This is a genomic window from Bacillus sp. JK106 (assembly GCF_053663355.1).
Genome location: NZ_JBSJQC010000002.1, coordinates 304,778 through 323,846 on the forward strand (window position 1 = coordinate 304,778; position 19,069 = coordinate 323,846).

A 19,069-nucleotide genomic window follows, 5' to 3' on the forward strand; every position below is an offset into this window, starting at 1 on the left:
AATGTTTCAGCTGCCATTCTCCAATAACGTCGTGAAACGCTGAAACGCCTGAATTCCTTCGGGTGTCATTTTAAAAACGCCTGCATCGGTCAGCGCGCGTAAAAATACATTCGCGGTTTCTTTTTGTAAAACAGCGGCTGCATTTTCCGGTGTCACGTCTTTATCCGCTTTGATGTTTTCGGCCCACGGAAGATGAATGTCTTTGATGTCATGAGGTTCATTCAGTAAATACTTTTTCACTTCTGCCAGCTCATCTTTCAGGCGGGGAGGTAAAACGGCGAGCCCCATCACTTCAATCAGACCGATATTTTCTTTTTTAATGTGATGGACGTCTTGATGCGGGTGAAAAATGCCATCCGGATAATCTTCGGAGGTGCGGTTGTTTCTGAGAGCGAGATCGATTTCAAAATCCGTTCCCCTGCGCCTGGCAATCGGGGTGACGGTATTATGGGGTTCATTTGTCTTTGCGATGATGCTGACGGTTTCGTCTGAATATTCCCGCCACTTTTCAAAAACATACGCAGCGGCATCTGTCAGCAAATCCGGATCTTTTGCGCGAAGGCGGATCACTGATACCGGCCACTTCACGGTTTCGGCCTGAACGTCTGGAAAATGACGCATATGAAAAGGGTAGAGGGAACCCGCTTTTGCCATCGGAAACTCATGGGCGCCGCCTTGATAATGATCGTGAGAAAGAATGGAACCTCCTACGATCGGCAAGTCTGCGTTTGATCCCGCGAAATAATGCGGGAAAATTTCCGTAATGGCCAGAAGCCTTCTGAAGCTGTCGCGGCTGATGTTCATCGGCTTGTGCACGCTTGAAAGAAAGATGGCATGCTCGCTGTAATACGCATAAGGAGAGTATTGAAACCCCCACTGTTCTCCCGCTAAGTCAAGCCTGATGATGCGGTGGTTTGAACGGGCGGGGTGATGCGGTGTTCCGGCATACCCCTCGTTTTCCATACAGAGCAGGCATTTCGGATACCGGTTTTCCGGACTGTTTTTTACCGCGGCGATGTCTTTGGGGTCTTTTTCGGGCTTTGATAGATTAATGGTGATGTCCAATTCCCCAAAAGGTGTTATTGAGCGGTACACGATATTTTTTCGAATGGCCCGCGTCTTAATATAGTCGTTGTTTTGGCTCAGTCGGTAAAAATAATCTGTTGCTTTTTTCGGGCAATCTGATAACAATTCGCTGAAGGCGGCATTGATCAGAGAAGGGGCCGGTGTGATCACGTCCATGATTCTGCTTCCCAGCATGTCTTTTTCAGCAGGCGTATCGTTTATGATTGACCGTTTTACTGCGTCTTTCACCATTTCGTCCACATAGTGAAGCTTGTTTTGTTTCTTGATATGTTTCGGTTCTGCATAATCCGTCAGTCCGAGCAGATCGAGAAGTCTGTTTCTTGTATAAATCACATCTGTTTCATTTATGTCGCCTAAGACAGTGCTTTCTTTCAGAAACCCTGCCACTGATTCAAAAACGTCAATGACCGCCGCCTCCATTTCATTTGTCCTTGTATCCGTTAGGATGATGCCGATGCCAATTCCATGCTGACGCAATGATTTCCGATATGTCCGTTTGTTTCGGATTCCAGCCGAGAATGTTCCGCGCTTTATCGCTGGAAGCGATGAGGGCGCTTGGATCACCGGGTCTTCTTGCAGCCGCTCTTACTTTTATGTCTCTTTCGGTCACTTGCCGGGCCGCTTCCGCCATTTCTGATACGGAAAACCCGCTGCTTGAGCCTAAATTGAAAATGCCGCTGTCTCCGCCGTTTTGCAAATATTCCAGAGCGAGAATATGGGCATCGATTAAATCGGAAACATGAACATAATCGCGAATGCACGTGCCGTCTTTTGTATCATAGTCAGTGCCGAATATCAAAACCTCCTCGCGCTGACCGAGCGCGGTTTGTAAAAGGATAGGGATAAGGTGGGTTTCCGGATGATGATCTTCTCCGATGGAACCGTCCGTTTTCGCGCCGGCAACGTTAAAATACCGAAGCGAGACATATTTTATGCCGCAGGCGGTTTCACACCACTTCAGCATTTTTTCTGCCATGAGTTTTGATTCGCCGTATGCGCTTTCCGGCTTTTCCGGCATGTCTTCTGTGATGGGCGCTTTTGCAGGTTCGCCGTAAACAGCGGCGGATGAAGAAAACACAATGTGTTTCACCCCGAATTCCTGCATGGCCTCCAGCGTAATTTGCGTACCGTACACATTATTATTGAAATATGAAAGAGGGTCTTTCATTGATTCGCCGACAAGGGATTGAGCGGCAAAATGGAGAACGCCCGTTACGTTCTCCTTCGCAAACACAGAGCGAAGAAACGGTTTGTCACGGATATCTCCATGGTAAAAAACGGCTTTTTCATGAACGGCTTTCCGGTGGCCTGTCTGGAGATTATCCACAGCTATCGTTTTAAATCCTTTGTTTACTAATTGATCAACCGCATGAGAACCGATATAGCCGGCTCCGCCGAGAACGAGAATCGCCATGATTTATTTTCCCCTCCATTCAGCCGCGCCATCGCTTATATCCGCGATGTAGAAAGAAGCTTCAAGACCTGTCCTGCTGCGGTAGTGAGATGAAACGGCCCGGATAAAGCCGGCGGTTTCTTCACTTTCCACAATGGCTATGGCGCAGCCGCCGAACCCCGCGCCCGTCATCCGCGCTCCGAGTGCTCCTTCTTTCCAGGCTGCTTCAGCGAGCGCGTCTAATTCGTCACCGGTCACTTCATAATCATCGCGTAACGAACGGTGGGACGCATTCATCAGCTCCCCGAACGTTTTCAAATCATTCGATTTAAGAGCTTCCGCCGCTGAGAGGGTCCGCTCGTTTTCATTGACCGCGTGCCGGGCTCTTTTACGCAAAGTTTCACAGGAGAGAAGGGGTTCGAGTTTGTTGAATTCTTCTCCCGTCAATTCCGCAAGTGATGCGATATTCCGATATTGCCGCAGTTCCGTGAGAGCCGCGTCGCATTCGCTGCGGCGTTCATTATACTTTGAAGCCGCCAGCTCCCGGCGTTTGTTCGTATTCATAATGACGATTTTATATCCGTTAAAAGCAGCCGGAATCATTTCGTGCTCAAGCTTATCGCAGTTTAAAAGAATGGCCATGTTCTTTTTGCCTTTTTGCACTGCGAATTGATCCATAATCCCTGAATTCACGCCGATAAATTCATTTTCGACTCTTTTTCCGATAAGCGCCAGTTCAGTATCGGAAACATCCAAGCTGAATAACTTTCTTAAAATGGAACCGGTTAACATTTCAATGGAAGCAGAGGAGCTTAAACCGGCTCCGTTTGGAATCGTACCGTGAAAAAGAATATCCATTCCGCTGTCTATTTGGCCGCCGGCTTCAAGAAGGTAATGGATCATCCCCTTCGGATAATTGGCCCAGCCGTCTTCTTTTTTGTATGCTGTGGCGGAAAGATCAAGGCAGACAATGCCGCTGTCAGGAAAGTTTTCTGAGTATAACCGGATCTGGTGATCTTCGCGTTTTGCGCATACGGCATATGTTCCGATCGTGATCGCGCAGGGAAGAACGTGACCGCCTATATAATCCGTATGTTCCCCGATCAGGTTGATCCGGCCGGGTGCGAAAAACAGTTCTCCGTTGCTTCTCTTGAAAATGTCTTCGAATCTCGATTTCAAAAGTTTGGCATCCATGATAAACCTCCGATTCTATTTTGGGGTATGCTCCAGTATGAACTGAATGGCTTTTTGTGAATTTCTGGTGAGGCTGATATATTCCGCTCCTTTCGTTGCGATGAGTTTCACATGCAGGCGGTCCGCATCTTCTTTAATGTCATCATAATAAGAGCCGACTTGCGGAGCCAAAATGATCATATCGAAGTCTTTCATGATGTCGTAATGGGATCCGTAGGCGCCTGCTGAGGCGGTGATCGGCACGTTGTATTCTTCGGCTCCTTCTGTCAGTGCGTTCGCAAGCATGGCGCTCGTTCCCGCTCCGGCGCACAGCACTAACACATTGGTGCCGTGTTCCAAGGCGGATGAGGATTCCTGAAAATTTGTGCTGATGACGGAAGCCGCGTCTTCTGAGGCGCCGGCTATTACGGGCTGTATCTCCCGGGATTTTTGCGGCGCGGTTTCAGGCTCGGTGTGTTGGGTTTCTTCCGCCGCTAATACTTTGTCATAAGCTTTACAGAATGGCAGGTATATCAGGAAATCGACAATGATTAATACAGCCGTCAGAACAAAAGCCGAGAGCCCCATGCCGGTTCCGAGAATCAAGCCGGCGGGCGCCGGGGTGGCCCACGGAAGAACATACATAAAACTGTTCATTCCGATGACATCCACGAAAAATTTAAACAGACAGACATTCACCATCGGCGTTACAACAAACGGAATGAAAAAATAAGGATTTAAAATGATCGGCGCAGCAAAGAGAAGAGGTTCGTTTACTGCGAAAGACACCGGAACTGCGGATGCTTTTCCGACTGCTTTCAATTGCTTGGATTTTGCGAAAAGCAGAAAGATAAACGGAACAACAAGGGTTGCGCCGGTTCCTCCCATTGTGCCGACGAAGTTCCCGAGTCCGACGGTCAGCACGTTGGACGCCTGCTCACTGGCATTATGAAGCTGCAGGTTCGCCTCCACATTTGCGTAAATAATAGCTGCGATGGCCGGCTCCACAATAGATGGTCCGTGAACGCCGACAAACCAGAACAGCGCCGTCATTCCCCAAATGACACAAATCCCGAGATAACCGTCTGCGGCGGTAAAAAACGGCGATAAGAGAGAGGAGAGAGCCTCTGCAAAAGATACGTTCAGCGTATTCCTGATCAATAAATCAACGATCACCATGGCCAAAACGGAAAAAGCGAACGGAAAAACATCTTTAAATGTTTGTGAAATGGTACCCGGCACTTCTTTAGGCATTTTAATCGTAATATTTTTCAGCACGCAGAATCTGTAAACGTTCACCGCTATGAAAGCGGATACAAAAGCGGCTAAAAGACCTTTTGTGCCGAGATATTCCGTGGAGAATCCGCCGTCGATTTGAGTGACGCTTAAAATGAGAAACCCGACGACTGAAGCAAGCATCGCTGAAACGGGGTTGATCCCTTTGTTTTTCGGCATTTTTCGGTTCATTGATTCACTCAGGCACTTCGCACTTGTTGCCGCAACGATCAGGCCGAGGGCGCCCATTGAAAAGTTATAAACTTTCCAAAGCCATTCAGAAACACTTTTAGGCCAAGTGAAACCCAACACTTCCGGCACAGCGGCGGTGAGGATGAAAATGCTGGCGAATAAAATAACCGGCATGGCAGTTAAGAAGCCGTCGCGGATCGCACCTAAATAAATGTTTCTTGAGATTTTTTCAAAAAACGGTTTTCCCTTTTCGATTTGCTTGATGATACCGTTCATTTTTCCACTCCTTATCGGCGGCTTCGGTAGAGTTCTATAAAATCCTGAATAAGATCACGGAGCAAAAGGGTTGTCATCAAGTGGTCCTGACCGTGAACGAAAATAAACCCTAATTCCATGTCCTTGCCGTCAGCTTCTTCAGCTAACATTTTCGTTTGCGCATTGTGGGCGAGGGTTAAATTTTCATCGGCGCTTTTCAATGCTGCTTCCGTGTTTTCGAAGTTTCCGCCACGGACTTCTTTCAGGACTTTCAATAAAGTGCTTCTGGCGTCGCCGGCATAGGCGACGATTTCAAAACCGAGCATCTGCAATTCTTCCTTTGTCATGAAAAAACCTCCTAAAGACGGCACACATGATGAAAAGAGACTCTTTTCACCATGTATGATCGTTAAATGATTGTTTTTGTTTCACTTACAAGTTTGTACCAGTAGGCCGATTCTTTCGGATACCGTTTTTGGGTGTCGAAGTCGACGTAAAAAAGACCGTAACGTTTGTTGTAGCCGTTGGTCCATGAAAATAAATCCATTAAGGACCATAAGAAGTACCCCTTTACATTGACTCCGTCGGTAATCGCTTTACTGACGGCTTCTAAATATACTTTTAAGTAGTCGATCCTTGCCTTATCCATAATGATGCCGTCTTCAAACTCATCTTTATAGCCCATGCCGTTTTCGGTAATGTAAATTTTGTTATATTGCGGATAGTCCCGTTTGATGCGCATCAGCATGTCATACATGCCTTCAGGGTAAATGAGCCAGTCCCAATCGGTCCGCTTCAGGCCTTCTTTGTAAATTCGTTCGCCGATTCCTTTTACTTTATAGACCGAAGTGCCCTTATCGCCCGTTCCGTTATGGTGAATAACGGTTTCTCCGTCGTACGCTTTGACGAAATGGCATTGATAATGATTGATGCCGAGATAATCATTGCGCGTCGAGGCTTTTTTCATCACGTCAAAGTCACTGTCTGAAAACTCGTATGAAGCGCCGTTTGCCTCACAGATTTCATCCAGAGCACGCATGGTTTCCTCAGAATAATAGCCGAGGTAGGTGGCATCGAGGAGGAATCTCACTGATAACGCGTCATCCAGAAAACAGGCGTGGCGGTCTTCTTCTGTGCCGCTGGCGGGATATTTTGTTTCCAATGAATGGACGACCCCGATTTCTCCCGGATAACCGCCGTCTTTAAAAAGATTGACGGTCATCGCATGCGCTACCATCATGTGATGGAGGCATTGAATGACTTTTGTGATATCACTTTTAATAGATGGCGGGAAAACCCCGAGTAAATACTGGTTGGTGGCTGTGGGATAAATTTCGTTAAACGTGCTCCAATATCTGATTTCGCTGAATTCTTTAAAGCAAAACTCCGCATAGCTGACGAACGCTTTTATTGCAGCGCGGTTGAGGAAATCTCCCTGATCAAATAATCCTTTCGGTGTATCGAAATGATGCAGCGTGACAAAAGGGGTGACGCTGCGTTTATGGCACTCTGAGAAAATACGATGATAGTAGTCAACACCTTCCTGATTGATTTTGCCCGTGCCGTCAGGGAAAATTCTCGTCCAGGCTATAGAAAGGCGGATGCCGTTTATTCCGAATTTTTCACATAGTTTAATATCTTCCGGAAACTGGCGGTAAAAATCACTTGCCGGATCAGGGCTGAATCTTCCCTGTTTTTCAAGAAATTCATCCCAGGCCACAGGCCCTTTGCCGCCTTCTTTTGTGGCGCCTTCCGCTTGATATGCCGCAGTCGCTCCGCCGAAAATAAAGTCATGAGGTAATTTGAGCATTACTGAATCCTCCTTCGCCAATGTGTGAATTGTAGTTTATTAATGTTTGTAATTGTTATCTTTTGTTTAATAGTAAACGCATACATTTTTGTTGTCAATAGCTTCATAAAGAAATAACATCTGTATTTATAGGGGTTATGTAAGTTTGTCGTTGTTTTTTATGTTGATTGTGTTGTTTATTAGTGTTTGTTTTTGTTGACCGGATTGCCGCAGTATGTTAGATTGTGTGTAAAGTTGAGGGGATGATTGAACATGTTAAAAAAAGAGCGACTTTTAAAAATCATCGATATTGTAAACTCGCGGGGGTTTATTACGGTGAGTGATATTATCGATGAACTGGAAGTTTCTGATATGACAGTGAGAAGAGATCTGGACGAGCTGGATAAGGCCGGAAAAATCGTACGTATTCACGGAGGCGCACAGAGCATATCTTATTCCATTGATCACGAATTATCGCATAATGAAAAACTGGGTGTTCAAATGGAGGAGAAGGGGAAGATCGCGGAACTCGCAGCTTCCTATGTAAATGACGGCGATACCGTTTTTTTAGGGCCCGGCACGACGATTGAACTTTTAGCGAAACACCTGCTGCATAAGCGAATCAGGATTATCACAAACAACTATCCCGTATTTGATATTTTGAAACATGGCGACACTGCGGATACCATCCTGATTGGCGGCGACTTCCGAAAAAATACCGGTGCCTTCGTCGGCCCCATCGTGAACGGCAATCTGCAGAAATTCAATTTTACGAAGGCTTTCATCAGCGCCAACGGCATACATAATGATGAGATTTCTTCTTACAGCATTGAAGAAGGGGAAGCTCACCAAATCGCGCTGAATAATTCGCGGACGAAATTTTTGCTGGCGGATAATAAAAAATTCAACCGGGAAGATTTTTACGTGTTCTATAACTTGCACGATATGGACTATCTGATTACGGATGATAAAGTCATGAAAGATGTTCAAATTCATTACGAGCAATATGTAGATGTCAAAATCGCAAAAAAATAAAAAAGGCGGGCGGTTCGATGAAAGGGGTTATTTTTGATTTCAACGGCACGATGTTTCAAGATTCGCATCTGCACGAAAAAGCATGGTTTTTCATGGTGAAAAAATACGCACCGAAAACCATTTCTGATGAAGACATTTTCGTTAACATTCACGGGAGAACAAACAGTGAAATCCTGACGTATTTTATTTCCGGCGATTTAACAAATGAAGAAATCAAGAAGCTGTCTTTTGAAAAAGAAGCCTACTACAGAGAATTATGCCTTGAAAACAAAGACGAGTTAAAGCTGACGAAGGGACTGACCGGCGTATTGAACCATCTGAAAAAATCGGAAACACCGATGACCATCGCCACGGCTACGGTAAAGGAAAATGTCGAGTTTTACTTTGACGTCTTTCATTTGGATCAGTGGTTTGATTTTGACAAAGTCACGTTTGATGACGGGAGCTTCCCCGGAAAACCGGCGCCGGATATTTTTCTCATCGCATCGGAAAAATTAGGCCTCAAACCTGAAGAATGCTTAGTCATTGAAGATGCCTTTTCAGGGCTCACAGCGGCGAAAAAAGCAGGTGCGGGCAAGATTATGGCCATTGACCCGCTCGGAAAAAACCGCGCGCTATTTGAAGAAAAACAGCTGGCGGAAGACGGGATACTGACAGACTTCACCTCGTTTTTTGAGGTGATTGCCGGACATTCTGTTTGAGAGATCAGCCGGTTTTCACACGGGTATGGCCGTACAGATGCGGACTCCGTTCGCAACACGGGATGTTTTTGTGTTTGGCGCTTCTCGTGAAGAAAAGAGTTTCGCTTTTTATTCGGAGTCACTTTTAAGACAGGGATATCCCTGTCTTTTTAATTCCTCGTATTTCTTCCAAAGAAGCGCTAAGGTGCCTATTGCTGACTGTTTATATGTTTCACGATAAAATCCTGAGCATACAAGAAAACCAGCCATCCTGTAAGTCCAAGCCCTGATGCGGCAATGAAAGACAGTGAATGGCGAAGGGCGATGCCGATAATGACCAGCATAATGACTGTAGAGGGGATGCCGGAAGCCACGCTGAATGCAAAATGACTTAATGTCTCCTTCGTTTCGCCTTGGATGTACAGCCAAACCATGCTCAGCATACTGACAATTGGTAAAGCCGCTATAATACCTCCATAACTCGGGCTTCTTCTTGATATTTCAGTGATAACCCCAATAATAGCAGCGGAGACAATGATTTTAACGATCGTAAACATCTTCAGCACGCTCCTTCATCAAACTGAATGCTTTTAAGACAAGTGTTCGTTCTTCATTATTCATGTTGTCAAAAAGAAGCTGTTTAAGCTTTTCTTCATCAAGACCGGAATGCCGGTAAAGGACATCCGCCCCCAAACTGGTAAGTTTTAAAATGACTTTCCTCTCATCTTCAACACTTCTGGTTTTATAAACATACTTTTTCTTCAGTAACCGCTTTATATGTTCCGAAGCGGTATTATGCGATACTTGAATCGCTTCGGCAATGTCTTTTATTCCGACTGCCTTCTCTTTTTGAATGACTTGCAGAATCCGTACACCTTGGTGAGTGATTTTTTCATGGTGCTGATAACGGAGCCGATAGTAAATATCTGTCCAGAGGTCATTTAATCGTATAATTTCGTTAGACATCATAAGCCACCTTTTATCGTTTATTAAGATTATATCTTATGTTACGATATATTTTCGCGGATTGAAAGCAATTTTTGAGCTGAGGGAGCGGCATTCGTTCTGTTTTTAGAAGATTGGAAGAGACAAGCGGCCGCAGCTTCAACGAATAAACTTATTTAATATACTCTCAATAAGTCATTTTCCTTATTTTAAGAAACGGCAGCTTAATACCTTCCGCATATAAATAAGAGCACTGACAATATGATAAAGAACCAAAGTATATATTCAAATGCAGTTTTTTTCAGCAGGGCAGTCCTGTGCTGATTGAAAAAGATACGGGGGATAAAAAGCGGGTAAGAAGATAAGGAAAGGAGAGAGACGGATGGAACTTGATTTTGTGATTCGTCTGGCGGTTGCGGGTCTGCTTGGGGCTCTTATTGGATTGGAGAGAGAATTCAGGGCGAAGGAAGCCGGTTTGAGGACGCATTTTTTAGTGGCCGTCGGCAGCGCCTTGATGATGATCGTTTCCAAATACGGCTTTTTTGATTTGTTATCCAACAGCCATACGTCCTTTGATCCGAGCCGGGTGGCGGCGCAGGTCGTCAGCGGTGTCGGATTTTTAGGAGCCGGCACGATTATTTTGCAGCGGCATGTCGTGCGGGGGCTTACGACGGCAGCGGGGATTTGGGCTACGTCGGGGATCGGGCTGACGATCGGGGCAGGTATGTATGTCATTGGCATCAGCGGCACGATTTTGGCGTTAATCGGGCTTGAACTGTTAAATTTTCTGTTTAAACCGGCGGCGCATTCTTTGTCTGTCAGTTTCAGGATTGAAGAGAAAGCCGTCATGCATGATATTTTAACTTCTCTTGAGGAAAAAGGAATTCTGATTACGTCCTATGAATTGAATAAGGCGGTGCTTGAAGTGAAGGGAAGGGTGAAATGCAAAAGCGGGAAAGCAGCGGTAATGGAAAAAGTTCAAGCCCTCCCGTATATCCTGTCGGTCAAAGTTGAATAGCAGACAGGGAAGCCTCCTGTCTGCAGTCATTTCTTTTCAAACATTAATACCAAGGATAGAACGGGATATACGGCCGCGGATAGTATGGGTATGGTCTGGGGTAATAATAAGGCGGCCGCGGATAGTATGGATATGGTCTAGGGTAATAATAAGGCGGCCGCGGATAATGATATGGCACCCGTTCGTGGCTCTCGGCTGTGTATTCATGATCGAAAGGATCGTACAAGAGGAAAACCTCCTTTTCAAATGTTGGTTCCGTTTACCTTATTCCTGTATGCCCGGTACGGTGTATGTACAATGGGCAAAAAAAAGACGCCGGTTATCATCCGGCATCTTTTTTTACACTTTCACATCAATTGAATGGCCGGCAGTCGGGTGCTGGGACGGCAGCATTTTCACTGTTTCTTCCGCCGCAGCCTGTGCATGCTGCATGACCGTTTTTGTTAAAGCGATATTTACATTCTGCGCCAGAGATGCCTGATGCATTGCGATTGATAACGCAGGGATATCCATAGCTTCCACCTCCTTATCCCTTCATATCGGCGGCGTGCTCCGATTATGAAGAGGGCTGGCGGTTTCTTTTTACGGCCCATTCTAAAAGTGCGGCAGCGCAAACCCCGAGGGTATAGGCGAAAATGTCACTCCAGACAAATTGCCAGCCGAGGATCAGCCCGCCGAGCGTGCTGCTTCTGACCGCGTCAATCCACGGCGCGTGATACAGCTGGCTGCATTCAATCAGACAGCAAAACGAGAGGCTCAAAATTGCGGCTGTTTCCGTCCGGATGTGCCGAAACAAAAGCCCGAATCCTGTAAAAATCATGGCCGCCCACAGGGCATCTCCTAAATAAGCGTTTATGATGCCGGGCAATAGGGCGGTGATGTATGAGGTTCTGGACAGCAAACCGAGGGCGATGATAAAAACGGTACATATTCCGTATGTCAATGGATGTCTATTCACTTCACACTGTTCCCCTTTTTTTGTACTCCCATGTATTGTAAGGAACGACGGAGAAGCTGTCTATGAAAAAAACGGCCCGGAAGGCCGCTTTTTTTGCGTTATCTGGCTTTTAGGTTGACATGATCTGCTTTTTGATCACTGCCGATGACGAAGCGGAGCTCATACTGCCCCGTATGGTAGACGTAATCTGTTTCGCCCGTTTTTGGCACTGTCAGGATTTTGTCAGCGCTGCCGATTTGTTTGCTTAAGACGTCAGGTGTGACGCTGCCGAGGTTTAAGCGCCGCTCGACCCCCGTTCCGAAATAGCGTATTTCCGAGATTTTTCCGTTTTTATGATAGGAAAATCCGTAGCCGGGGTTTCCCATGTTCCAGCTGTATAAATCAAATGGATTGCGGCTGTCTGCTTTTTGTTCCGGCTCGCCGATTTTATCGTAAACGTCCTGTCTTGTGCTTTGGTTGATTTTCAGGCCTTTCACATTTTGCGGCATTTCCCCTTTAAATGCCGATTGGTAAAGGCTGTTCACCAGTTCTTGTGCACGCTGGTTTTCCGTTTTTGAAGCGGCTGCGGCATGGACGGGCTGTGTATCCGAAAATGCTTCTGCTCCGAAAGCGCATCCCGTGAGCATCACTGCCGACAATCCCGTGACGAGTGTTTTTTTCTTCAACATGTGAACGCCTCCTTTTTACCGCTCATACCCGTATGTTTCCTGAGATAAACGAGATGTTTTAGTGAAAGGCCGGTTGGGAATCATAGAGGATGTATAGAGGGGTACAGAAAGGGGAAAAGAAAATGGCTGATACAAAGAAAGTTACAATCAATGGGGTTGAAATGGAAGCGCCGGACGGCCAAACCGTTTTGCAGCTTTTGAACAATAGTTCAATTGACGTGCCGCACGTGTGTTATCACCCGAGTCTCGGGCCGATTGAAACGTGCGATACCTGTATCGTCAATGTTAACGGGGAACTGGTGCGTTCGTGTTCTGCGCAAATAAAGGACGGAGATGTCATCGATACGCTTTCGTCCGATGTAAAAAAAGCGCAGGTTATCGGCATGGACAACATTTTGCACAACCATGAATTGTACTGTACGGTCTGTGATTACAACAATGGGAGCTGCGAAGTACATAATACCGTAAAGGAAATGAAAATCAATCATCAAAGCATTCCGTTCGATCAAAAACCGTATCCTAAAGATGAATCAAATCCGTTTTACCGATATGATCCCGATCAGTGCATTTTGTGCGGACGCTGCGTCGAAGCCTGTCAGGACGTACAGGTAACCGAAACGTTAAGCATTGATTGGGAGCGGAAACGCCCGCGGGTCATTTGGGATCAGGATGTGCCGATCAATGAATCATCATGTGTTTCCTGCGGACATTGTTCGACGGTATGTCCGTGCAATGCCATGATGGAAAAAGGCATGGAAGGCGAAGCTGGGTATTTAACAGGCATTAACCAAGAGACGCTTCGGCCGATGATTGACATCACAAAAGGCGTCGAAACCGGATACGGATCAATTTTAGCCATATCGGATATGGAATCGGCCATGCGGGATGAAAGAATCAAGAAAACGAAAACCGTATGCACATACTGCGGTGTCGGCTGCAGTTTTGATATATGGACGAAAGGAAGAGACATTTTAAAGGTCGAGCCTCAGGCTGAGGCGCCCGCAAATGGAATTTCGACGTGTGTGAAAGGGAAATTCGGCTGGGATTTCGTCAATAGTGAAAAGCGCCTTACCAAACCGCTTATCCGGGAAGGAGACTCGTTTCGGGAGGCGGAATGGGATGAAGCGCTGCAGCTGATCGCTGATAAATTTACCGATATAAAAGAACATTTCGGCCCGGACGCGCTTGCTTTTATCACATCTTCCAAGTGCACGAATGAAGAATCATACGTGATGCAGAAGCTTGCAAGAGCCGTTATCGGAACAAATAATGTCGACAACTGCTCACGCTACTGCCAGTCTCCCGCCACGGCCGGATTGTTCAGAACGGTCGGATACGGCGGCGATTCAGGATCAATTACAGATATAGAAAAAGCTGAGCTCGTGCTGATTATCGGTTCAAATACATCTGAGTCTCACCCCGTCCTGTCCACACGCATTAAACGTTCTCATAAGCTGCACGGGCAGAAGCTCGTCGTTGCTGACTTGCGAAAACACGAAATGGCCGAGCGCTCCGACGTGTTTTTCCAGCCGCGTGCCGGATCAGATATTGTCTGGCTGAATGCCGTATCGAAATATCTGCTTGATCACGATTTGGCGGATACTGCATTTCTGAAGGAGAGAGTGAACGGATTAGATGAATTCGTGAAAAGCCTTGAACCTTATACGATGGAATATGCGGAAAAACATACCGGTGTGGACAAGGATACCTTAATTAAAGTGGCCCGGATGATTCATGAAGCCAAAAGTGTATGCGCACTGTGGGCGATGGGGGTCACCCAGCATATCGGAGGAAGTGATACGAGCACGGCCATTTCCAACATGCTTCTTGTGACCGGAAATTACGGAAAGCCCGGCGCAGGCTCATATCCACTTCGGGGCCATAATAACGTGCAGGGAGCCAGTGATTTCGGCAGTATGCCTGACAGCTTCCCCGGCTATGAAAAAGTAACGGATGAAAAAGCCCGCAAAAAGTATGAACAGGGCTGGGGAACAGACCTGCCGAAAGAAATCGGAATGACAAATCATGAAATGATCGAGGGCATCCACTCGGGAAAACTGAAGTGTATGTATGTAAAAGGGGAAGAAATGGGGCTTGTCGACTCCAATATCAACCATGTTCATGCCGCCTTTGAAAAGCTTGATTTCTTCGTTGTGCAGGATATTTTTCTCTCGCGGACGGCCGAGTTCGCCGATGTGGTGCTCCCGGCAAGCCCGAGCCTTGAAAAAGAAGGAACGTTTACGAATACGGAACGGAGGGTGCAGCGCCTTTACGAAGTGTTTGAACCGCTGGGCGATTCAAAGCCTGATTGGCAGATCATTACGGACATCGCCAACCGGCTGGGCGCTGATTGGCGCTATGAACATCCGGCAGACATTATGGAAGAAGCGGCAATGCTTTCGCCGCTCTACGCAGGCGTCACTTACGAACGTCTCGAAGGCTACAATTCACTGCAATGGCCGGTTGCAGCGGACGGAACCGATTCACCGCTTTTATTTACGGACAAGTTCCCGTTTTCAGACGGCAAAGCGATTCTATATCCCGTTCAGTGGACCGAGCCGAAAGAATTTGGTGAAGAATATGATATCCATGTGAATAACGGGCGGCTGCTCGAGCATTTTCACGAAGGGAATCTGACTTACCGATCAAAAGGAATATCCGAAAAAACACCGAGTGTGTTCCTTGAGGTCTCGCCCGAACTCGCCGAAGAAAGAGGGCTGGAAGACGGAACGCTTGTCCGTCTGACATCACCGTACGGAAATGTGAAAGTCAAATGCGTCATCACAGACAGGGTAAAAGGCAAACAAGTCTATCTCCCGATGAACGATTCAAAAGACGCCCCCATTAACCTTTTGACAAGCAGCTATGCGGATAAGGATACGGATACACCGGCTTATAAAGAAACATCAGCGAAGATGGAGATTTTGAAAAAAGAAGGCGTTAATCCGCTTCCGAAAATCAATTTCCGTTACGGAAACCCGCAGCCGCAGATCGGTGTCCGGGTTGATCGGAAATGGGCGCGTCAAGATTATGTGTTTCCGGGAGACGCCGTAAAAAGGGGGAAACAGCAAAATGGCTAAAGCAATCAGCGGCATCCGAAAACAGACCGTCACAGAAGAAGACAAACGAAAAAAGGACTTAGAAGAGATCGAGACGGCTCTTTTACGAAATAAAGACGCGATTTTGGAATCTTTGCACATTCTTCAGCACATGAACGAGCGCGGCGTTTTGGCGCTTCTGCGCGGGCTCTTCGGCCAAGGAGACAAAGTGATGGATATCCTGGTGAAGAAGGCGAATACGCCGGAAACGGCCAATATGCTGAAAAATCTCCTGCTGTTAAGCGGCGTTCTCGGCATGCTCGATGTAAAACAGCTTGAGCCGTTTATCGTTAAAATCAATGCGGGCGTCACAAAGGCCGTCGAAGAAAAAGACAGCGGCAGGAAGACGGGGTATTTTGATATCGTCCGCGCTTTAAAAGACCCGGAAATCAACAAGGCCGTCACTCTGCTGTTTTCTTTTCTGAAAGGCATGGGCGCTGATACGGACGATATGGAAAGAAATACGCAGCCTCCTGAAGACCAAAAGCAGCACCAGAAACCGCAGACGAATGAGTGAGCATTTCTCCCGAGCCTGGCCGAAGGCTCGGGTTTTTTGTGCACTTCTGCTGTTTTCTTGGGAGAAATTTCACCTCCGGATTCATGACTTTTGTTGTGTTATGTTAATAGTTAAGGTTATGAATAGAAAAAAATTGAAAATATGTGCTAGGATAAAATTCAAGGTACGTCAACTATTCAAATATGAAACAATCAGGAGTGATGTAACATGAGTAAGCTGAGGAGCACGAGACAAGCCATCCAAAGAACCCTGATGAAAGGAAAAAACGGCCTGGACGTATACAACCCTTTTCCTTGGTATGAAAAAATGAGACGGGAAAGCCCTATATACTTTGATGAAGAAACGAAGGTTTGGAGTGTGTTTTTATACGATGATGTCAAAAAAGTCATCAGTGATAAAGAGACGTTCTCAAGCCGCATGACTGATGTGAAAAGCTCGATTGCAAAGTCCATGCTGAATATGGACCCGCCGAAACATACCCAAATCAGATCTGCCGTCAATCGCGCTTTCACTCCCCGCGTCTTGAAGGAATGGGAGCCGAGAATTAAAGACATTACCGATCATCTCCTGAAACAGGCAAAGAACAAAGGGCGGATTGATATCGTTAAAGATCTCTCTTACCCTTTGCCGGTCATGGTGATTTCAGAATTATTAGACGTTCCGTCCGAACGTATGGATCAGTTTAAAAAATGGTCGGATATTCTCGTCAGCATGCCGAAAGATGCGAGTCCTGAAGCGGCGGAGAAAAATCAGCAGGAACGTGACCAATGTGAGGCGGAGCTGGCGGCGTTTTTTGCGGGAATAATAGAAAGCAAACGAAAACAGCCCGGCCAAGATATTATTTCTATTTTGATAAAAGAGGAAGAAGAGGGAGAGAAGCTCACGCCAGAAGATCTGATCCCGTTTTGCAATCTGCTTTTAGTGGCGGGAAATGAAACAACGACTAATCTCATTTCAAATGCGGTTTACAGCATATTAGAGACGCCCGGCCTTTATGAAGAGCTGAGACAGGACCCTTCTCTCATCGCGCAAACGGTGGAAGAAACGCTGCGTTTTCGCGCTCCCGCTCCGTTTGTCAGAAGGACGGTCCGGCACGACACTGAGCTGCGCGGACGCCGCTTGAAAAGCGGAGAGATCGTTCTCTGCTATGTTGCATCTGCCAACCGTGATGAAAACAAATTTGAGAAGGCGGGCGTATTTGATATTCATCGCCAATCGAATCCGCACCTTTCCTTCGGATTCGGCGTACACTTCTGCTTAGGCGCTCCGCTTGCCAGACTTGAAGCGGAAGCCGCGCTGAAAGGAATTGTAAAAACCTTTTCACACCTTGAGCCCGTCCGGATTGAACCGATCCGAAACAGTGTCATGTACGGGCTGGAGTCTTTAGAAGCGGAGATAAACGAAAATGAGGGAGAGGAAAAAAGATGAGAAAAACACACATCGCCATTATTAATGTGGCCGCTCACGGTCATGTCAATCCCACGCTGCCTGTGGCCGAGGAACTTGTCAATCGCGGGTATAAAGTGACATTCGCTACGACTGAGGAATTTGAAGCTTCCGTTGCCAAAACGGGTGCTATTCCCGTTTTATACCGCACAAGCATAAAGGCGGACCCGAAGACGATAAAAGAACGGGTAAATAAAAGTGACGCGTTTGTAATGTTTCTGGAAGAAGCGGTTGAAGTGCTTCCGCAGCTGGAAGAGCTGTACAAAGACGACCTTCCTGACATCGTCCTGTTTGATTTTTTAGCGCTTGCCGGAAAATTGTTTGCGGATAATGGCGGCATCCCGGCCGTAAAGTTCTGCCCAAGCTATGCAATGAATGAGTATTTTCAATTAGGAAGAGACGAAGAAACGATGGAAGCGGCCAAACAGGCGATAGAAGAATATCAGGAGAAAATTGAAAATGAACAAGTGAAACGGATGACAATGGAAGAATTTTTCATGCCTGAAAAATTGAATATCGTCTTTATGCCAAGGGCCTTTCAGCCGAAACAGGAAACCTTTGATGAACGATTCTGTTTTGCGGGTCCGTCTCTTGGAGAACGCACAAATACGGGAAGTCTGGAAATTGATGCAGCCGATGACCGTCCGCTTATGCTCATCTCACTGGGAACGGCGTTTAACGCCTGGCCTGAATTTTACCGGATGTGTATTGACGCGTTTCGGGACTCGGACTGGCGGGTTATTATGTCAGTCGGCACAACAATTGATCCGGAAAGTTTTTCGGATGTGCCCGATCACTTTATCATCCGCCAGCACGTTCCGCAGCTTGATGTGCTGGAGAAAGCAAAGCTGTTCGTATCTCACGGCGGGATGAACAGTACAATGGAGGCGATGAATGCGGGTGTTCCGCTCGTTGTCGTTCCGCAAATGCACGAACAAGAGGTTACCGCAAAGCGTGTGGATGAATTGGGGCTTGGCGTGCATCTGCCCCCGAAAGAAGTCACTGTGGCCCGTCTGCAAAAAGACGTTCAGAACGTATACGGCGATAAAAACATCCTCAGCCGCGTGAAAAGCATGCAGGAGAAAATAAAAGAAACCGGCGGTCCAAAACAGGCTGTTTGCGCCATTGAAGAATTTTTGGAAAAGGCGTCCGTCGAAAATTGATTAGGAAAACAGGCAGCACCGGACGGCTGCCTGTTTTGTTATATATTTTTCTTCATGCCGCATCTCCGGCATTCCCTCAAAAATTTTCCGCCCTTCACTGAACTTTTAAACAGCGTGTAATCGCAATTGTCACATCGGCCGCTGTGAACATCAGGATATTCATTGAACTCATAAATGACCGAAGTATCGTATCCTTTTGTCTCGAACTCTTTTTTTGTTTCCATGATTGAAAGTCCCTCCGCGAATCAAATCGTTCTGCCCGGTTAATGATACAGCAACTGCACGGGGGATTCAACGGGAGCATAGCTTGATTTTCCCGGCTGATTGCGTAACAATAATAGAAATAAATGACGGCCTGCCATAGGGCGCCCGGCATCT

General features: G+C 46.7%; 19 protein-coding genes and 1 pseudogene. 7 read left to right on the plus strand and 13 right to left on the minus strand.

Features of this window, described 5'->3' with window-relative positions:
• Positions 1 to 6: 6 nt before the first annotated feature.
• From galT to lacG, 6 genes are all read right to left on the minus strand, one after another.
• Positions 7 to 1,506 (minus strand): UDP-glucose--hexose-1-phosphate uridylyltransferase, encoded by a 1,500-nt coding sequence (gene galT, locus ACWJJS_RS07125; protein WP_454023444.1) that lies wholly within the window; start codon positions 1,504 to 1,506, stop codon positions 7 to 9.
• Position 1,507: 1 nt separating this feature from the next.
• The gene (gene galE / locus ACWJJS_RS07130; RefSeq protein WP_454023445.1) at positions 1,508 to 2,500 is read right to left on the minus strand and encodes a UDP-glucose 4-epimerase GalE; all 993 of its coding nucleotides are present in this window, start codon (positions 2,498 to 2,500) and stop codon (positions 1,508 to 1,510) included.
• A gap of 3 nt (positions 2,501 to 2,503) precedes the next feature.
• On the minus strand, positions 2,504 to 3,673 hold the full coding sequence (locus ACWJJS_RS07135) for a galactokinase (RefSeq protein ID WP_070081654.1): 1,170 nt from the start codon (positions 3,671 to 3,673) through the stop codon (positions 2,504 to 2,506).
• Positions 3,674 to 3,688: 15 nt separating this feature from the next.
• A complete protein-coding gene (locus ACWJJS_RS07140) occupies positions 3,689 to 5,395 on the minus strand; it encodes a PTS lactose transporter subunit IIBC (protein WP_454023446.1) in 1,707 nt (568 codons plus the stop codon).
• Between the two features lie 11 nt (positions 5,396 to 5,406).
• Positions 5,407 to 5,721 (minus strand): PTS lactose/cellobiose transporter subunit IIA, encoded by a 315-nt coding sequence (locus ACWJJS_RS07145; RefSeq protein WP_063636834.1) that lies wholly within the window; start codon positions 5,719 to 5,721, stop codon positions 5,407 to 5,409.
• A 62-nt stretch (positions 5,722 to 5,783) separates the two neighbouring features.
• The gene (lacG, locus tag ACWJJS_RS07150; protein WP_454023447.1) at positions 5,784 to 7,184 is read right to left on the minus strand and encodes a 6-phospho-beta-galactosidase; all 1,401 of its coding nucleotides are present in this window, start codon (positions 7,182 to 7,184) and stop codon (positions 5,784 to 5,786) included.
• A 252-nt stretch (positions 7,185 to 7,436) separates the two neighbouring features.
• On the opposite strand from lacG, the gene ACWJJS_RS07155 reads away from it, so the two are divergent.
• On the plus strand, positions 7,437 to 8,198 hold the full coding sequence (locus ACWJJS_RS07155) for a DeoR/GlpR family DNA-binding transcription regulator (protein ID WP_003154937.1): 762 nt from the start codon (positions 7,437 to 7,439) through the stop codon (positions 8,196 to 8,198).
• 17 nt (positions 8,199 to 8,215) lie between these two features.
• Positions 8,216 to 8,899 carry an HAD family hydrolase gene (locus ACWJJS_RS07160; protein WP_182068788.1) on the plus strand — a complete coding sequence of 228 codons (684 nt, stop codon included), beginning with the start codon at positions 8,216 to 8,218 and terminating at the stop codon, positions 8,897 to 8,899.
• 188 nt (positions 8,900 to 9,087) lie between these two features.
• Here the strand turns inward: ACWJJS_RS07160 and ACWJJS_RS07165 are convergent, their stop codons facing one another.
• Together ACWJJS_RS07165 and ACWJJS_RS07170 are read right to left on the minus strand one after the other, a co-directional pair.
• Positions 9,088 to 9,435, minus strand: a complete 348-nt coding sequence (locus ACWJJS_RS07165) for a DUF3147 family protein (RefSeq protein ID WP_070081658.1) — start codon at positions 9,433 to 9,435, stop codon at positions 9,088 to 9,090.
• Positions 9,419 to 9,844, minus strand: a complete 426-nt coding sequence (locus tag ACWJJS_RS07170) for a MarR family winged helix-turn-helix transcriptional regulator (protein ID WP_060386880.1) — start codon at positions 9,842 to 9,844, stop codon at positions 9,419 to 9,421. The genes ACWJJS_RS07165 and ACWJJS_RS07170 overlap by 17 nt, the downstream gene beginning before the upstream one ends.
• Before the next feature lie 361 nt (positions 9,845 to 10,205).
• Here ACWJJS_RS07170 and ACWJJS_RS07175 point away from each other — a divergent pair.
• A pseudogene (locus ACWJJS_RS07175) lies at positions 10,206 to 10,602 on the plus strand (MgtC/SapB family protein); the annotation flags it as partial.
• 282 nt (positions 10,603 to 10,884) lie between these two features.
• Here ACWJJS_RS07175 and ACWJJS_RS07180 read toward each other — a convergent pair.
• The 4 genes from ACWJJS_RS07180 to ACWJJS_RS07195 all read right to left on the minus strand — a co-directional run bounded on the left by ACWJJS_RS07180 (position 10,885) and on the right by ACWJJS_RS07195 (position 12,467).
• Entirely contained in the window at positions 10,885 to 11,067 is a 183-nt protein-coding gene (locus ACWJJS_RS07180) for a hypothetical protein (protein ID WP_071543315.1), read from the minus strand.
• Between the two features lie 113 nt (positions 11,068 to 11,180).
• On the minus strand, positions 11,181 to 11,354 hold the full coding sequence (locus tag ACWJJS_RS07185) for a YjfB family protein (protein ID WP_012117340.1): 174 nt from the start codon (positions 11,352 to 11,354) through the stop codon (positions 11,181 to 11,183).
• Between the two features lie 43 nt (positions 11,355 to 11,397).
• On the minus strand, positions 11,398 to 11,799 hold the full coding sequence (locus tag ACWJJS_RS07190) for a ribosomal maturation YjgA family protein (protein ID WP_102421805.1): 402 nt from the start codon (positions 11,797 to 11,799) through the stop codon (positions 11,398 to 11,400).
• Positions 11,800 to 11,897: 98 nt separating this feature from the next.
• On the minus strand, positions 11,898 to 12,467 hold the full coding sequence (locus ACWJJS_RS07195; RefSeq protein WP_071391972.1) for a YjgB family protein: 570 nt from the start codon (positions 12,465 to 12,467) through the stop codon (positions 11,898 to 11,900).
• 122 nt (positions 12,468 to 12,589) lie between these two features.
• On the opposite strand from ACWJJS_RS07195, the gene fdhF reads away from it, so the two are divergent.
• From fdhF to ACWJJS_RS07215, 4 genes are all read left to right on the plus strand, one after another.
• On the plus strand, positions 12,590 to 15,547 hold the full coding sequence (gene fdhF / locus ACWJJS_RS07200; RefSeq protein ID WP_454023448.1) for a formate dehydrogenase subunit alpha: 2,958 nt from the start codon (positions 12,590 to 12,592) through the stop codon (positions 15,545 to 15,547).
• A complete protein-coding gene (locus tag ACWJJS_RS07205; RefSeq protein WP_012117344.1) occupies positions 15,540 to 16,082 on the plus strand; it encodes a DUF1641 domain-containing protein in 543 nt (180 codons plus the stop codon). Before fdhF ends, ACWJJS_RS07205 begins: the two co-directional genes overlap by 8 nt.
• Positions 16,083 to 16,289: 207 nt before the next feature.
• Entirely contained in the window at positions 16,290 to 17,510 is a 1,221-nt protein-coding gene (locus ACWJJS_RS07210; RefSeq protein ID WP_454023449.1) for a cytochrome P450, read from the plus strand.
• A complete protein-coding gene (locus ACWJJS_RS07215; protein ID WP_063636824.1) occupies positions 17,507 to 18,691 on the plus strand; it encodes a macrolide family glycosyltransferase in 1,185 nt (394 codons plus the stop codon). Before ACWJJS_RS07210 ends, ACWJJS_RS07215 begins: the two co-directional genes overlap by 4 nt.
• A 38-nt stretch (positions 18,692 to 18,729) precedes the next feature.
• Here ACWJJS_RS07215 and ACWJJS_RS07220 read toward each other — a convergent pair whose 3' ends face one another.
• Entirely contained in the window at positions 18,730 to 18,915 is a 186-nt protein-coding gene (locus tag ACWJJS_RS07220; protein WP_003154919.1) for a hypothetical protein, read from the minus strand.
• Positions 18,916 to 19,069 lie beyond the last annotated feature (154 nt).